Genomic DNA, 13973 nt, shown 5'->3' with positions numbered 1-13973 from the left:
CGCTTGAGCTTTCGAGTGCAATGCAGCAGACTGCTGCAACAACCTTAAGCTCAATCTTTCTGCCTCATCAGCGGCAGGGAGCGGTATCTAGCGCCGTCCATTGGCTCCGTCAACCAGTCCCGCCATCTTTTTTGGCGCCCTCGCTGAAACCGTTTCTTTCGAAGCGCCTCAGCGTCGGGAGCCGGCTTTTACGTCCGGCTCCCCCCTCTGTCAAACAGCTTTCACAAAAATTCCGCAGGCGTTCCAGAAAGCCTCAGACGACCAGCTCCAGCCCCTCGACGCCCGCCGTCACCCTGACCACGCTGCCATCGGCCACGCGGCCTTCCAGCAGCAGACCGGCCAGCTGGTCCTGCAGGTTGCGCTGGATCACCCGCTTCAGCGGACGCGCCCCATAGACCGGGTCGTATCCGGCCTCGGCCAGCCAGTCGGCAGCGGAAGCGTCCAGCTCCAGCGTGATCTTGCGGTCCTCCAGCAGATGCCGCAGCCGGCCGAGCTGGATCTGCACGATCGAGCCCATGTCCTTCCGCGCCAGGCGGCGGAACAGCACGATCTCGTCCAGCCGGTTGAGGAACTCGGGCCGGAAGCGGCTGCGCACCACGTTCATCACCTGGCCACGCACCAGGTCCACGTCCTCTCCGTCCGGCTGGGCCGCCAGGATCTCGGAGCCGAGATTGCTGGTCAGCACGATCAGGGTGTTGCGGAAATCCACCGTCCGCCCCTGCCCGTCCGTCAGCCGGCCATCGTCCAGCACCTGGAGCAGGACGTTGAACACGTCCTCATGCGCCTTCTCGACCTCGTCGAACAGGATCACCTGGTAGGGCCGGCGCCGCACCGCCTCGGTCAGCGCGCCGCCCTCCTCGTAGCCCACATAGCCGGGCGGCGCGCCGATCAGCCGGGCCACCGCGTGCTTCTCCATGTACTCGGACATGTCGACCCGCAGCAGCGCCTTCTCGTCGTCGAACAGGAAGGCGGCGATGGCCTTGGTCAGCTCCGTCTTGCCGACACCCGTGGGCCCGAGGAACAGGAAGCTGCCGATCGGCCGGTGCGGGTCCTGCAGCCCGGCACGGGCGCGCCGCACCGCCTTGGACACCGCCTCCAACGCCTCCTCCTGGCCGACCACGCGCTGGCGGAGCATCTCCTCCATGCGCATCAGCTTGGCGCGCTCGCCCTCCAGCATCTTGTCCACCGGAATGCCGGTCCAGCGGCTGACGACGGCGGCGATGCCCTCATCCGTCACCGCCTCGTTGACCAGCTTGCCGCCCTCACCCCCCGCCTCGGCGATCTGCTTCTCCAGCCGCGGGATCACGCTGTAGGTCAGCTCGCCCGCGCGGGCATAGTCGCCCTTGCGCTGCGCCACCTCCACCTCGGTGCGGGCGCGGTCCAGCTCCTCCTTGGCCTTCTGGGCCGAGGTCAGCTTGTCCTTCTCCGCCTGCCAGGCGGCCGCCATGGCGTTGGAGCGCTCCTCCAGCTCGGAAAGCTCCCGCTCCAGCTTCGCCAGCCGGTCGCGGCTCGCCGGGTCCTCCTCCTTCTTCAGCGCCTCGCGCTCGATCTTGAGCATCAGCAGGCGCCGGTCCACCTCGTCCAGCTCCTCGGGCTTGCTGTCCACCTGCATGCGCAGGCGGGACGCCGCCTCGTCCACCAGGTCGATCGCCTTGTCGGGCAGGAAGCGGTCGGTGATGTAGCGGTTGGAAAGGGTCGCCGCCGCCACCAGGGCGCTGTCCGCGATGCGGACGCCGTGGTGCAGCTCGTACTTCTCCTTGATGCCACGCAGGATGGAGACGGTGTCCTCCACCGTCGGCTCGCCCACGAAGACGGGCTGGAAGCGCCGCGCCAGCGCCGCGTCCTTCTCCACATGCTTGCGGTACTCGTCGAGCGTGGTGGCGCCGATGCAGTGCAACTCGCCACGCGCCAGGGCGGGCTTGAGCAGGTTGGAGGCGTCCATCGCGCCATCCGCCTTGCCAGCGCCCACCAGCGTGTGCATCTCGTCGATGAACAGCACGATCTCGCCCGCCGCCTTCTCGACCTCGGTGAGCACGCCCTTCAGCCGCTCCTCGAACTCGCCGCGGTACTTGGCGCCGGCCACCATGGCGCCGAGGTCGAGCGCCAGCACCTTCTTGTCCTTCAGCGCCTCCGGCACGTCGCCATTGACAATGCGTAGCGCGAGGCCCTCGACGATGGCGGTCTTGCCGACGCCCGGCTCGCCAATCAGCACGGGGTTGTTCTTGGTGCGGCGCGCCAGCACCTGGATGGCGCGGCGGATCTCCTCATCGCGGCCGATCACCGGGTCGAGCTTGCCCTCGCGCGCCGCGGCGGTCAGGTCGCGGGCATACTTCTTCAGCGCGTCGAAGCTCTGCTCGGCATTGGCGCTGTCCACCGTGCGGCCCTTGCGGATGGCGGCGATGGCCGCGTCCAGCTTCTGCGCCGTGGCGCCGGCGGCGACCAGCGCCCGGCCGGCCGGCGTGTCGCTGGCGGCGAGCGCGGTCAGCAGCCGGTCCTGCGCCACATAGGCGTCGCCCGCCTTGTTCGCCTGCTGCTGCGCGGCATCCAGCACCCGCACGATGTCCGGCATGAATTGCGGCTGGCCGGCGCCGCCGCCCTGCACGCGGGGCAGCTTGGCAAGCTCGGCCTCCACCTTCTCCAGCACCGGCTTCGGGTCGGCGCCGGCGGCGCGGATCAGGCCGGCAGCGGCGCCCTGCTCGTCATCGAGCAGCGCCTTCAGCAGGTGCTCGGCGGTGATGCGCTGGTGGTACTCGCGGATCGCAATGGTCTGCGCCGCCTGCAGGAAGCCGCGGGCGCGCTCGGTGAACTTCTCGATATCCATGACTATGGTCCCTCCGGTGAGGCAACCGGCTTCCCAGCGTCCCTGTAAGGCGACGCCAGGCACCGTTCGTGTCAGGAATGTGGTAAGCGGAAACGTGCCCCTTCAAGGGCCGGGCCACGAAAAAAGCAGGAGCTGAGCCGATGCGCGTCGAGCATCTCTACCGCTACCCCGTGAAGGGCCTCACGGCCGAGGCGCTGGAGGCGGTGGAGCTGCATCCGGGCGAGTGCATCGCCCATGACCGCCGTTTCGCCCTGGTCCAGGGGGACGCGCCCTTCGACGAGGCGGCGCCCCGCTTCCTGCCCAAGCAGAACTTCGCCTGCCTGATGGCCAATGCCCGGCTCGCGCTGCTGGCCTCGGCCTATGACGCGCGCAGCGGCATGCTGTCGCTCCGCGTGCCGGGCGAGCCGCCGCTGGTGGCGGACACCGGAAGCCCCGAGGGCCGTGCCGCCATCGCCGCCCTGCTCACCCGCTACCTGGGCGAGGAGGCGCGCGGCACGCCGCGCTTCACCGAGGCGCCCGGCCACGCCTTCACCGACCAGCGGGCCAAGGGCGTCTCGCTGGTCAACCTGGCCAGCATCAGGTCGCTGGAGAAGGCCACCGGGCTGAAGCTCGACCCGCTGCGGTTCCGCGCCAACATCTATTTCTCCGGCCTGCCGGCCTGGGCGGAGCTCGACTGGGTGGGCCAGGAGGTGCTGCTGGGCGGCGCGCGGCTGTCCGTGTTCAAGCGCACGGTGCGCTGCCCGGCCACGCAGGTGAACCTGCGGACGGGCGAGCGGGATGCCGATGTGCCGCGCCTGCTGCGGGAACATTTCGGCCATGCCGATCTCGGGGTGCACGCCACCGTGGTGGAAGGCGGCAAGGTCGCGCTGGGCGATGCGCTGGAGGCGCTGGAGAACGCCGCCTGAGAGGAGGGTCGCCCAACCCACCGGCGGCGGCGGGCCATCAGGCCGCGCCCCGCCAGGAATGGGGTTACTGAACCGTCTCGCGCTGCTCGGCGGATTCGTTGCCGTCCGCGTCGAAACCGCCGGGCTGAGGCTGGCCGTTCATCTCGGCCCCCTCCCCCTCGCCGCCTTCCTGGCCGTCGGCGCCATTCTGCTGGCGGCGCGGCGCCTGGCTCTGCTGCGACTGGGCAGCCTGGGCCATGGCGTTGAGGATGCGGAAATAGTGCTCGGCGTGCTGGAAGTAGCTCTCGGCCATCACGCGGTCACCGGAACCCGTGGCGTCACGCCCCAGCTGCAGGTACTTCTCGAAGAGCTGCTGGGCCGTGCCGCGCAGCCGCATGTCCGGCCCGTTCGAGTCGAACACATGGTTGCGGTTCATGGGCTGGTGGTTGTTCTGGCGGAATTGCCCGCCGCCACCACCGCCGCCACCATGGCGATGGCCGCCACGGCCGCGCATGCGTTTCATGTTCATTGGTGTTGCGTTCGCCGTCTCATGCTCGCGCCATCCGGTGGAGAGGTGGTCCATCACAGACCACAGCGCACCGGGGGGCTTGCTGATGGAGTTGCATCGCTGCGGCGCCGGGGGGCGATGGCGTTCCGCCACATCCTCCGCCCCGGCGTGTCCATCCGGGGGACTTGATCCACCCGGGGCCGCGGGACCACCCTAGCCGCGTGCTGCACTGCCGCCAAACGGTTTTTTCAGCGCGCCGCCAGAACCAGCGCCCGTTCGACGCCGCCCAGATCGGCATGGCAGCCGCGAATCGCAAGACCTGCGGCCTCCGCGAGGGCGGAAACCGCCGCGCGCTGCCCCAGCCCCAACTCCAGCACGGCACAGCCCTGCGGCTGGAGCAGGTCGGGAAGCGCCGCCACGATGCGCCGGTAGGCGTCCAGCCCGTCCACACCGCCATCCAGCGCCCGCGCCGGCTCATGCGCCGCCACTTCCGGCATCAGCCCGGGGATGGCCGCGCTCTCGATATAAGGGGGGTTGGACAGCACCAGGTCGAACCGGCCGGACAGTGCCGTGGCCCAGTCCCCTGCCAGGAAGGCGGCCCGCCCGGCCAGGCCGTTCGCGGCCGCGTTGCGCGCCGCCAGCGCCGCCGCGCCCGGCGCGAGGTCCACCCCCACCCCGAAGGCATCCGGCCTTTCGGACAGCACCGCCAGCAGCAGGCAGCCCGTGCCGGTGCCGAGATCCAGCACCCGCCCGCCCGGCGATGGCAGCACCGCCAGCGCGGCCTCGACGATGGCCTCGGAATCCGCGCGCGGGATCAGCGTCTCGGGCGAGACCTCCAGCTCCAGCGTCCAGAAGCCCTGGCGGCCGAGCAGGAAAGCCATCGGCTCATGCGCCAGGCGGCGGCGCAGCATCTCCCCGAAGCGGGCGGCGGCGGGCGGCGGGACGGGCGCGCGCGGCTCCCGCAGCAGGGCGGACTGGTCCACCCCCATGGCCTCGGCCAGCAGCAGCCGCGCCTCCATGCGGGGGTTCTCGATGGCGGCGGCGCGCAGATGCTGCCCGGCGCGGCACAGGAAGGCGCCGACGCTGCCCGCCGGATCGGCGCAGGAAAGGTCAGACACCTTCGGCCGCCAGCCGCGCGGCCTCGTCCTCGGCCACCAGCGCGTCGAACAGCTCGTCGAACTCCCCCTGCATCACGCGGTCGATCTTGTGCAGCGTCAGGCCGATGCGGTGGTCCGTCACGCGCCCCTGGGGGAAGTTGTAGGTGCGGATGCGCTCCGAGCGGTCGCCCGTGCCCACCTGGGCGCGGCGGTCGGCCGAGCGGGAGGCGCTGGCCTGGCTGCGCTGCGCCTCGTAGAGCCGGGCGCGCAGCACCTTCATGGCCTTGGCGCGGTTCTTGTGCTGGCTGCGCTCCTCCTGCATCGCCACCACCGTCCCTGTCGGGATGTGGGTGATGCGGACGGCGCTGTCCGTCTTGTTGACGTGCTGCCCGCCGGCGCCGCTGGCGCGGTAGGTGTCGATCCGCAGGTCGCTCTCGTTGATCTGGACGTCCACCTCCTCCGCCTGCGGCAGCACGGCCACCGTCACGGTGGAGGTGTGGATGCGCCCCTGCGTCTCGGTGGCCGGCACGCGCTGCACCCGGTGCACCCCGCTCTCGAACTTCAGCCGGGCGAAGACGCCCTTCCCCTCGATCTCGGCCACCGCGCCCTTGATGCCGCCCAGCTCGGACTCGTCATAGTCGAGGATGCCGAAGCGCCAGCCGCGCTGCGCCGCATAGCGCTGATAGGCCGCGAACAGCTCGGCGGCGAACAGCCCCGCCTCGTCCCCGCCCGCGGCGGGGCGGACCTCCAGGATGGCGCTGCCCTCATCGGCCACGTCGCGCGGCAGCAGCAGCAGGCGGATCTCCCGCTCCAGCACCGGCACGGCGTCGCGCTGGGCGTAGTACTCGGCCTCGGCCAGCTCGCGCATCTCGGGGTCGGCCATCATCGCCTCGGCCTCGTCCCGGGCGCGCTGCGCGTCGCGGAGCGCGTGCACCCGCTCCACCAGCGGCTCCAGCTCCGACAGCTCCTTGGACAGCGCGCCCACCTGCGCGCCCTCGGCCGTCTCCAGCAGGGCACGCAGCTCGTCGGCACGGTAAAGGACGCGGTCCAGCTTCTCGGAAAGGCTCATGCGTTCGGTCCATGGCGGGCTGGCCGGCCAAGATCCCGGCCCGCCCGCCACTCGTTGAAAAACAGCGAAGGCCCGGCGGGAGGCCAGGTGGAAGGCAGCGAGGGCCCGGCACGGCGCCGGGCGGGGAGATCAGTCCTCGGCGTCCTCCGGATCGGGGCCAAGGCCTTCCTCCAGCCCTTCAACCACCTGCTCCAGCATGGCGTCCACCACGCCGGCCGCGGCCAGGGCGGAAAGCAGGCCGGGCATGCCGACGCGCTCCTGCGTGCCATCCGAGAGGTTGCGGACCACCACCACGCCCTCGGCCACCTCCCTCTCGCCCAGGATGACGGCGGCCTGCGCCCCGGTGCGGTTGGCCCGCTCCATGCGCTTCTTGAGGTTGCCCTTGTAGGCGATCTCGGCCGGCACGCCGGAGGCGCGCAGCGTCTGCGTCAGGGCGATGGCCGGCCCCTCCTCGGCGGGGCTGACGGGGATGACGGCGACCGGCGGGCTCGCCTCCGGCGTTTCCGCCAGCAGCTCGGCCAGGCGCTCGACGCCCGCCGCCCAGCCGACGCAGGGGGTGGGCGGGCCGCCCATTTCCTGCACCAGCCCGTCATAGCGCCCGCCGGCCATCACGGTGCCCTGGGCGCCGAGGCGGTCGGTCACGAACTCGAAGGCGGTGTGGCTGTAATAGTCCAGCCCGCGCACGATGCGGGGGTTGTCGCGGTAGGGCACGCCGAACAGGTCGAGGTGGCGCTTCACGGCGGCGTAGAACGCGGCCGCCTCCGGCGTCAGGTGCTCGTGGATGGTGGGGGCGCCGGCCACCAGCGCCTTGTCGCCCGCATCCTTGCTGTCCAGGATGCGCATCGGGTTCTTCTCCAGCCGCACCTGGCTGTCGGCGGAGAGCTTGTCCCGGTGCTGCGTGAAATAGGCCACCAGCGCGGCGCGGTAGGCATCGCGGCTGGGGGCGTCGCCCAGCGTGTTGATCTCCAGCACCACCCCGTCATCGATGCCGAGATGCTGCAGGATCTGCCAGCCGCAGGCGATCACCTCGGCATCGGCCAGCGGCTCGGCGGCACCCAGGATCTCGGCGCCGATCTGGTGGAACTGGCGGTAGCGGCCCTTCTGCGGCCGCTCGTAGCGGAACATCGGGCCGGCATAGAACACCTTGCGCGGCAGCCCGCCCTGGGTGAGCCCGTTGGACACCAGGGCGCGGCAGATGCCGGCCGTGTTCTCGGGGCGCAGCGTGACCGAGTCACCGCCGCGGTCCTCGAAGGTGTACATCTCCTTCGACACCACGTCCGAGGTCTCGCCCAGCGAGCGGGCGAAGACGCCGGTCGCCTCGAAGATCGGCGTGGACCACTCCTCCAGCCCGTAGAGGGTGGTGACGTGCCGCGCCGTCTCGATGACGTGGTGGTGGCGGCGGAAGGCCTCGCCGATCAGATCCTTGGTGCCACGAACCGGCTGCATTCCGCTCAAGACTTCTACTCCGCCGCCTGGCTGGCCGGGGCCGCGGCGATCTCCGCGGCCTTCTTCTCGACCAGTTCCACGATGTGATCGACCATCCGCTCGCCCTGGACCGTATGGTCGGTCCTGCCGGCGTGATAGACCATGTGCCGCCCGTTGCCACCACCGGTGACGCCGATATCCGTCATCAGCGCCTCGCCCGGCCCGTTCACCACGCAGCCGATGATGGAAAGGGTCAGCGGCGTCTCGATATGCGCCAGCCGCTCCTCCAGCGCCTCCACCGTCTTGATGACGTTGAAGCCCTGCCGGGCGCAGGAGGGGCAGGAGATGATCTTCACGCCGCGGTGGCGGATGCCGAGCGACTTCAGGATGTCCCAGCCCACATGCACCTCCTCCTCCGGCTCGGCGGAGAGCGAGACGCGCAGGGTGTCGCCGATGCCGGCCCAGAGCAGCGAGCCCAGGCCGATCGAGGACTTCACCGTGCCGGTGCGCTTGCCGCCCGCCTCGGTGATGCCGATGTGCAGCGGGTGGTCGCAGGCCTCGGCCAGCTGCTGGTAGGCGGCGACGGCCAGGAACACGTCCGACGCCTTCACGCTGATCTTGAACTCGTGGAAGTCGAGCTCCTGCAGGTGGGCGGCGTGCCAGAGCGCGCTCTCGACCAGCGCCTCCGGGTTGGGCTCGCCATACTTCTCCAGCAGGTGCCGCTCCAGGCTGCCGGCATTGACGCCGATGCGGATCGAGCAGCCATGGTCGCACGCGGCCTTCACGACCTCCTTCACGCGCTCCTTGGAGCCGATGTTGCCCGGGTTGATGCGCAGGCACGCCGCCCCCGCCTCGGCCGCCTCCAGGGCGCGCCGGTAGTGGAAATGGATGTCCGCCACGACCGGCACGTTCACCTCGCGCACGATCTCGGCCAGGGCGGCGGTCGACGCCTCGTCGGGGCAGGAGACGCGGACGATGTCGACCCCCGCCAGCTCGGCGCGCCGGATCTGCGCGATGGTGGCGGCGGCGTCCTCGGTCGGGGTGTTGGTCATGGTCTGCACGGAGACGGGCGCGTCTCCGCCGACCAGCACCTTGCCGACACGGATCTGCCGGGACTTGCGGCGCAGGATCTGCTGGTAGGGACGATAGGACATGGCGGTCAGGCCTCCCGCTTCGGCATGGCGCCGATATGGCAGCACACCGCCCGGCGGCCAAGCCATGGACGGGCCATGGCATGCGTTTCCCGGGCGGAGGGGCGTTACCGTTCCGTGGCGTCAGCGGGTGGGCAGCTGGCCGGGCGGCGCCTCGCGCAGCCGCGCCGGGTCCAGCAGGATGTCCCGCCGCACGCCCGTGTTGTCGGTGAAGGCGGGCGATGGCACGCCATCCACCTCCGCCACCAGCCCCTCGATGCGGCCGGTGTTCAGCAGCAGCCCAGGCGTCTGCGGCACCTCGTAGGTCTCGCCCGGCTGCAGCACGCGCTCGAACACCACGCGGTTGCCACGGGCCTCGCTCACCCGCACCCAGCTTTCCTGCGTGGCGCGCAGCACGATGCGGCCGGCGAGCGGGGCGGCCTCGGCGGCGGGCGGGGAGGCGGAAGCGGTCGCGCTGCCCGCGCCGTCACCGCCGGCGGAGGGCGCGGCAGGCGGCATGGCGGGCGGCTGGGCCATGGGGGCGAGCGGCGCGGCGAGGGGCGGCACCGCCACCGGAGGGGTGGTGGCGGGAGGGCCGGGTGGTCCGGGCGTGGCCGGGGCGGCTGGCGCCCCGCCCGGCGGCAGGCCGGGCAGCGGCGGCGAGCCGGCCTCGCGCGCCGCCTGGTCCAGGCGCGGCGGCAGGTCCGGCACGGCATCCACCACCCGCTCCCCCGATCCGCTCCAGCGGTACCAGCCGGCATAGGCACCGATGGCCAGGAGCGCCCCCACCAGGATGACCGCGCCCGTCGGCACGCCGCGCTCCGGCACCGGCTCGGGAAAGACGAGGTCCCGCCCGCGCGGCCCCTTCCCCGCCGCTTCCCGGAAGCGGCGCACCAGGTCCGGCGCGTCCAGCCCCATGGCCTGGGCATAGCTGCGCACGAAGCCAATGGCATAGGCCGCGCCCGGCAGGTCGGCTATCCGCCCATCCTCCAGCGCGGCGATATAGCGGCGGTTGATGCGCAGCCGCTCCGCCATCTCCTCCAGGCTGATCCCCAGGGAAAGGCGCGCTTCCCGCAGTTCCTCGCCGACGCGCAGGGCCTCGGCGGGCTTCTCCTCGGACCGGTTCGGGCGCTTCGGCTCATAAGGCATGTGGAAACACCTCCCGCGCGGCCGCTGCCGCGGCCAGCCGTAACATGGCGAGGCGGTCTTCCCACCCCGGCGGGCTGCCGCCGGGGGTCATGGCTCAGTGGCCGGCGCGGCGTGCCGCGAGGGCCGCGGCGGCCTGGTCCAGCAACTCGGCGATGATCTCGGCGGCGGGCTGCTCCCGCGTCACCATGCCAACGCTCTGGCCGGCCATCAGGCTGCCATTCTCCACGTCGCCATCCACAACGGCGCGGCGGAGCGCCCCGGCCCAGAAGTGCTCGATGTCGAGCTGCGCCGCCTCCTTGTCCAGCTCGCCCGCCTTGAAGCGGCGCACCACCTCGGCCTGGTGCTCCAGGAAGCGGCGGGTGCCGTCGTTCTGCAGGGCGCGCACCGGGATCACGGGGAAGTGCGGGTCGAGCTGCACGGTGGGCAGCGCGTCGCGCGCCGCGCCGCGGATGAAGGCGCGCTTGAAGTTGGGGTGCGCCACGCATTCGGTGGCGCAGACGAAGCGGGTGCCGAGCTGCACGCCCGCCGCGCCCATCTCCAGGTAGGACAGGATGGCCTCGCCGCGCCCGATGCCGCCCGCCACGAAGACCGGCACCTCGCGCACATGCGGCAGGATCTCCTGCGCCAGCACCGTCAGGCTGACCGGGCCGATATGCCCGCCCGCCTCGGAACCCTCGATCACCAGCGCGTCGGCGCCGGAGCGGACCAGCTTCTTGGCCAGGGCCAGCGCGGGCGCGAAGCAGATGACCTTGGCGCCCCCTTCCTTGGCCGCCTTGATGGCGGGCCCCGGCGGGATGCCGCCGGCGAAGACGATGTGGCCGACCTTCGCGTCGAGGCAGACCTGCACCAGCTCCATCAGCTTCGGGTGCATGGTGATCAGGTTGACGCCGAAGGGCCTGTCGGTCAGCGCCTGGGTGGCGGCGATCTCCTCGGCCAGCCGGTCCGGCATCATGGCGCCGCAGGCGATGACACCGAAGGCGCCGGCATTGGAGAGGGCGGCCACGAGGTGGCGCTCGCTCACCCAGCTCATGGCACCGCCAAGGATGGCATGGCGCACGCCCAGGAAGGCGGCGCCGCGCGCCATCAGCGCGTCGATCGCCGCCATCTCCGGCCGGGGGGGCATCTCGGCGCGGGGGAGTTCCACGGGCGCGTCCACGGGCATCAGCCCTCGGCGTCCAGGCCGTAGGCGGTGTGCAGGGCGCGCACGGCCAGCTCGGTGTACTCGGCGCCCACCAGCACGGAGGTCTTGATCTCCGAGGTGGAGATGACCTGGATGTTGATGCCCTTCTCCGCCAGCGCCTTGAACATGGTGGCGGCGACACCCGCATGGGAGCGCATGCCGATGCCGACGATGGAGATCTTGGCCACGTCCGGATCGGCCAGCATCGCCTCGAAGGCGATGGTCGGGCGCTGCTCCTCCAGCACCGCCTTGGCGCGCGGCAGGTCCGTCTTGCCGACGGTGAAGGTCATGTCCGTGGTGCCGTCGGCGCCCAGGTTCTGCACGATCATGTCGACATTGACGTTCGCGGCCGAAAGCGGCCCGAACACATGGGCGGCGATGCCCGGCTTGTCCGGCACCCGGCGCAGCGTCACCTTCGCCTCGTCGCGGGAATAGGCGACGCCCGTCACCAGCGGCTGTTCCACGATCTCGTCCTCATCCACAACCATGGAGCCCGGCTTGTCCTCGAAGGAGGAGAGCACCTGCACCCGGACCCGCTGCTTCATCGCCAGCTCGACCGACCGCGTCTGCAGCACCTTGGCGCCGACCGAGGCCAGTTCCAGCATTTCCTCATAGGCCACCGCCTGCAGCTTACGCGCCTTGGGCACGATGCGCGGGTCGGTGGTATAGATGCCATCGACATCCGTGTAGATATCGCAACGGTCCGCCTTCACCGCGGCGGCGATCGCCACGGCGGACAGGTCGGAGCCGCCGCGGCCCAGCGTGGTCACGCGGTTGTCGGGGCCGATCCCCTGGAACCCCGCCACCACCGGCACCTGGCCCATCTTCATGCGCCCGATCAGCGCGGCGCCCTCGATCTCCTCGACGCGCGCCTTGCCATGCGCGTCATCGGTGCGGATCGGCACCTGCCAGCCCTGCCAGGAGCGGGCATCGACGCCGATGGTCTGCAGCGCGATGGCCAGCAGCCCGATCGTCACCTGCTCGCCCGTGGCGACGACGGTGTCATATTCCCGCGCGTCGTGCAGCGGCGAAAGCTCCTGGCACCACTTCACCAGCTGGTTGGTGACGCCGGACATGGCGGACACGACCACCGCCACCTCATTGCCCGCATCGACTTCCCGTTTCACCCGGTTGGCGACGTTGCGGATACGGTCCAGGTCGGCGACGGAGGTGCCGCCGAACTTCATCACGATGCGTGCCATGCGGGTTCTGAAGGAGGTCCGAGGAGGAATGTGCCACGGCCGCGGTTGCGGTCCGCGAAGGGGTGCGACAGATAACGGGCAGAGCGCGTGGCCGCAACCGGCATCCGGCGCGTTCCAGCCTGGAGACCGCGCCATGCCCCAGCCCATCCCCACCGCCCGGACCGACGAGATCGCCAAGTTCGACGCCCTGGCCGCGCGCTGGTGGGACCCCTCGGGCCCGATGGCGCCGCTGCACCGGATGAACCCGCTGCGCACCGGCTGGATCGGCCGCCGCCTCGCCGCCGCCGAAGGGCGGGCGGGGACCGACCTTTCCGGCCTCTCGGTGCTGGACATCGGCTGCGGCGCCGGGCTTGCGAGCGAGGCGCTGGCCCGCATGGGCGCGGCCGTCACCGGCCTCGACGCCGCCCCCGCCGCCCTGGCCGCCGCCCGCGCCCATGCCGGGGCGGAGGGCCTCTCCATCGACTACCGCGAGGGAATGCCGGAGGAGCTGGCCGCCGAGGGCCGCCGCTTCGATGCGGTGGTGGCGCTGGAGGTGATCGAGCATGTGGCGGACCGCCCCGCCTTTCTCGCCGCGCTGGCCGGGCTGGTGAAGCCGGGCGGGCTGGTCTTCCTGTCCACGCTGAACCGCACCCCGCGCTCCTTCCTGCTGGCCAAGGTGGGGGCGGAATACATCCTGCGCCTGCTGCCGCGCGGCACGCATGACTGGAAGATGTTCGTCACCCCCGCCGAGCTGGGTGCCGAGGCGCGCCGCGCCGGGCTGCGGGTGACGGACATCGCCGGCATGTCCCCCGTCCGGGGCGGCCGCGACTGGCGGGAAAGCCGCGACGTCTCGGTGAACTACATCACCGCCATGCGCCGCGACTGAGCGCGGCCGGGCCGCCGGCCTCAGCCGTCGGCGCGCGGCACCCAGGGCAGGCGCGCCACGGCGATGCCTTCCTCCCGCAGCGCCTCGGCGTCGCCATCGCTGGCCTCGCCATAGATGCCGCGATGCTCGCTCTCGCCCCGGTGCATGCGGCGGGCCTCCTCGGCGAAGTCGGCGCCCACATAGTCGCAGTTCTTCTCGACCTCGGCCCGCATCCGCTGCAACAGCGCCATGACCTGGGCCGGCATCGGGCCGGCCGCCGCCTGGGGAACGCCCTCGGCCGGGACGGGCGGCTGGACGGCGGGTGCAGGCTCGGCGGAGCGGCCCTTGGCGATGGCGGGCGCCATCAAGGCCCGGCCGATCTTGCTGCTGCCGCAGATCGGGCAGTCGATCATGCCGGCCCTGGAAAGCTTCTCAAAGGCCGCGCTGTCCTTGTACCAGCCATCGAAGCCGTGGTCCTGGTCGCAGCGGAGCTGGTAGTGGATCATGCCTTATCCGGTTGCCATCTGGCCGGTTGTGCTCCCGCCGGCACGGCCGGCGCGGATCGTTCTGGGGCCTCGTTCAGGGGCCACGCGGCGGCTCATGCCGCCTGCAGCATGGCATCCAGCTTGCCCGCGCGGTCCAGTGCGAAGAGGTCGTCGCAGCC

General features: G+C 71.4%; 12 protein-coding genes. 2 read left to right on the top strand and 10 right to left on the bottom strand.

All coding sequences use genetic code 11. The features are described from left to right. Positions 1 to 253: 253 nt before the first annotated feature. Entirely contained in the window at positions 254 to 2821 is a 2568-nt protein-coding gene (gene clpB, locus CR162_RS20445) for an ATP-dependent chaperone ClpB (RefSeq protein ID WP_099097353.1), read from the bottom strand. 140 nt (positions 2822 to 2961) lie between these two features. On the opposite strand from clpB, the gene CR162_RS20440 reads away from it, so the two are divergent. Next, complete coding sequence (locus CR162_RS20440; RefSeq protein ID WP_099097352.1) at positions 2962 to 3726, top strand: MOSC domain-containing protein; 765 nt, start codon at positions 2962 to 2964, stop codon at positions 3724 to 3726. A 64-nt stretch (positions 3727 to 3790) separates the two neighbouring features. Here the strand turns inward: CR162_RS20440 and CR162_RS20435 are convergent, their stop codons facing one another. The 8 genes from CR162_RS20435 to CR162_RS20400 form a co-directional block, all read right to left on the bottom strand. Beyond that, positions 3791 to 4234 (bottom strand): DUF4167 domain-containing protein, encoded by a 444-nt coding sequence (locus tag CR162_RS20435; protein WP_245870511.1) that lies wholly within the window; start codon positions 4232 to 4234, stop codon positions 3791 to 3793. Between the two features lie 227 nt (positions 4235 to 4461). Next, positions 4462 to 5331: a peptide chain release factor N(5)-glutamine methyltransferase gene (prmC, locus tag CR162_RS20430; RefSeq protein WP_099097350.1), complete on the bottom strand. Its 870-nt coding sequence runs from the start codon at positions 5329 to 5331 to the stop codon at positions 4462 to 4464. Then, positions 5324 to 6379 carry a peptide chain release factor 1 gene (gene prfA / locus CR162_RS20425; protein ID WP_099097349.1) on the bottom strand — a complete coding sequence of 352 codons (1056 nt, stop codon included), beginning with the start codon at positions 6377 to 6379 and terminating at the stop codon, positions 5324 to 5326. Before prfA ends, prmC begins: the two co-directional genes overlap by 8 nt. A gap of 129 nt (positions 6380 to 6508) precedes the next feature. Further along, on the bottom strand, positions 6509 to 7834 hold the full coding sequence (gene hisS, locus CR162_RS20420; RefSeq protein WP_245870510.1) for a histidine--tRNA ligase: 1326 nt from the start codon (positions 7832 to 7834) through the stop codon (positions 6509 to 6511). Positions 7835 to 7839: 5 nt separating this feature from the next. Next, positions 7840 to 8958, bottom strand: a complete 1119-nt coding sequence (gene ispG / locus CR162_RS20415) for a flavodoxin-dependent (E)-4-hydroxy-3-methylbut-2-enyl-diphosphate synthase (RefSeq protein ID WP_099097347.1) — start codon at positions 8956 to 8958, stop codon at positions 7840 to 7842. A gap of 120 nt (positions 8959 to 9078) precedes the next feature. Then, complete coding sequence (locus tag CR162_RS20410; protein ID WP_099097346.1) at positions 9079 to 10083, bottom strand: helix-turn-helix domain-containing protein; 1005 nt, start codon at positions 10081 to 10083, stop codon at positions 9079 to 9081. 94 nt (positions 10084 to 10177) lie between these two features. Beyond that, positions 10178 to 11188, bottom strand: a complete 1011-nt coding sequence (locus CR162_RS20405; RefSeq protein WP_099097354.1) for an NAD(P)H-dependent flavin oxidoreductase — start codon at positions 11186 to 11188, stop codon at positions 10178 to 10180. A 56-nt stretch (positions 11189 to 11244) separates the two neighbouring features. After that, complete coding sequence (locus CR162_RS20400) at positions 11245 to 12465, bottom strand: aspartate kinase (RefSeq protein ID WP_099097345.1); 1221 nt, start codon at positions 12463 to 12465, stop codon at positions 11245 to 11247. Positions 12466 to 12598: 133 nt separating this feature from the next. Between CR162_RS20400 and ubiG the strand changes: the two genes are divergently transcribed. Continuing rightward, on the top strand, positions 12599 to 13330 hold the full coding sequence (ubiG, locus tag CR162_RS20395; RefSeq protein ID WP_245870509.1) for a bifunctional 2-polyprenyl-6-hydroxyphenol methylase/3-demethylubiquinol 3-O-methyltransferase UbiG: 732 nt from the start codon (positions 12599 to 12601) through the stop codon (positions 13328 to 13330). A 20-nt stretch (positions 13331 to 13350) separates the two neighbouring features. Here ubiG and CR162_RS20390 read toward each other — a convergent pair whose 3' ends face one another. Continuing rightward, a complete protein-coding gene (locus CR162_RS20390; RefSeq protein WP_099097341.1) occupies positions 13351 to 13815 on the bottom strand; it encodes a DUF1178 family protein in 465 nt (154 codons plus the stop codon). Positions 13816 to 13973 lie beyond the last annotated feature (158 nt).

The organism is Teichococcus rhizosphaerae, from assembly GCF_002631185.1.
In the GTDB taxonomy this organism is placed as follows: domain Bacteria; phylum Pseudomonadota; class Alphaproteobacteria; order Acetobacterales; family Acetobacteraceae; genus Pseudoroseomonas; species Pseudoroseomonas rhizosphaerae.
This window is presented reverse-complemented; position numbering and strand designations above follow the sequence as displayed.

Coding starts and splice junctions, on each gene's coding strand:
- CR162_RS20435 (WP_245870511.1), bottom strand. CDS start 4,234: ATGAACATGAAACGCATGCGCGGCCGTGGCGGCCATCGCCATGGTGGC.
- ubiG (WP_245870509.1), top strand. CDS start 12,599: ATGCCCCAGCCCATCCCCACCGCCCGGACCGACGAGATCGCCAAGTTC.
- CR162_RS20440 (WP_099097352.1), top strand. CDS start 2,962: ATGCGCGTCGAGCATCTCTACCGCTACCCCGTGAAGGGCCTCACGGCC.
- CR162_RS20410 (WP_099097346.1), bottom strand. CDS start 10,083: ATGCCTTATGAGCCGAAGCGCCCGAACCGGTCCGAGGAGAAGCCCGCC.
- prfA (WP_099097349.1), bottom strand. CDS start 6,379: ATGAGCCTTTCCGAGAAGCTGGACCGCGTCCTTTACCGTGCCGACGAG.
- CR162_RS20400 (WP_099097345.1), bottom strand. CDS start 12,465: ATGGCACGCATCGTGATGAAGTTCGGCGGCACCTCCGTCGCCGACCTG.
- CR162_RS20405 (WP_099097354.1), bottom strand. CDS start 11,188: ATGGCGGCGATCGACGCGCTGATGGCGCGCGGCGCCGCCTTCCTGGGC.
- CR162_RS20390 (WP_099097341.1), bottom strand. CDS start 13,815: ATGATCCACTACCAGCTCCGCTGCGACCAGGACCACGGCTTCGATGGC.
- clpB (WP_099097353.1), bottom strand. CDS start 2,821: ATGGATATCGAGAAGTTCACCGAGCGCGCCCGCGGCTTCCTGCAGGCG.
- ispG (WP_099097347.1), bottom strand. CDS start 8,958: ATGTCCTATCGTCCCTACCAGCAGATCCTGCGCCGCAAGTCCCGGCAG.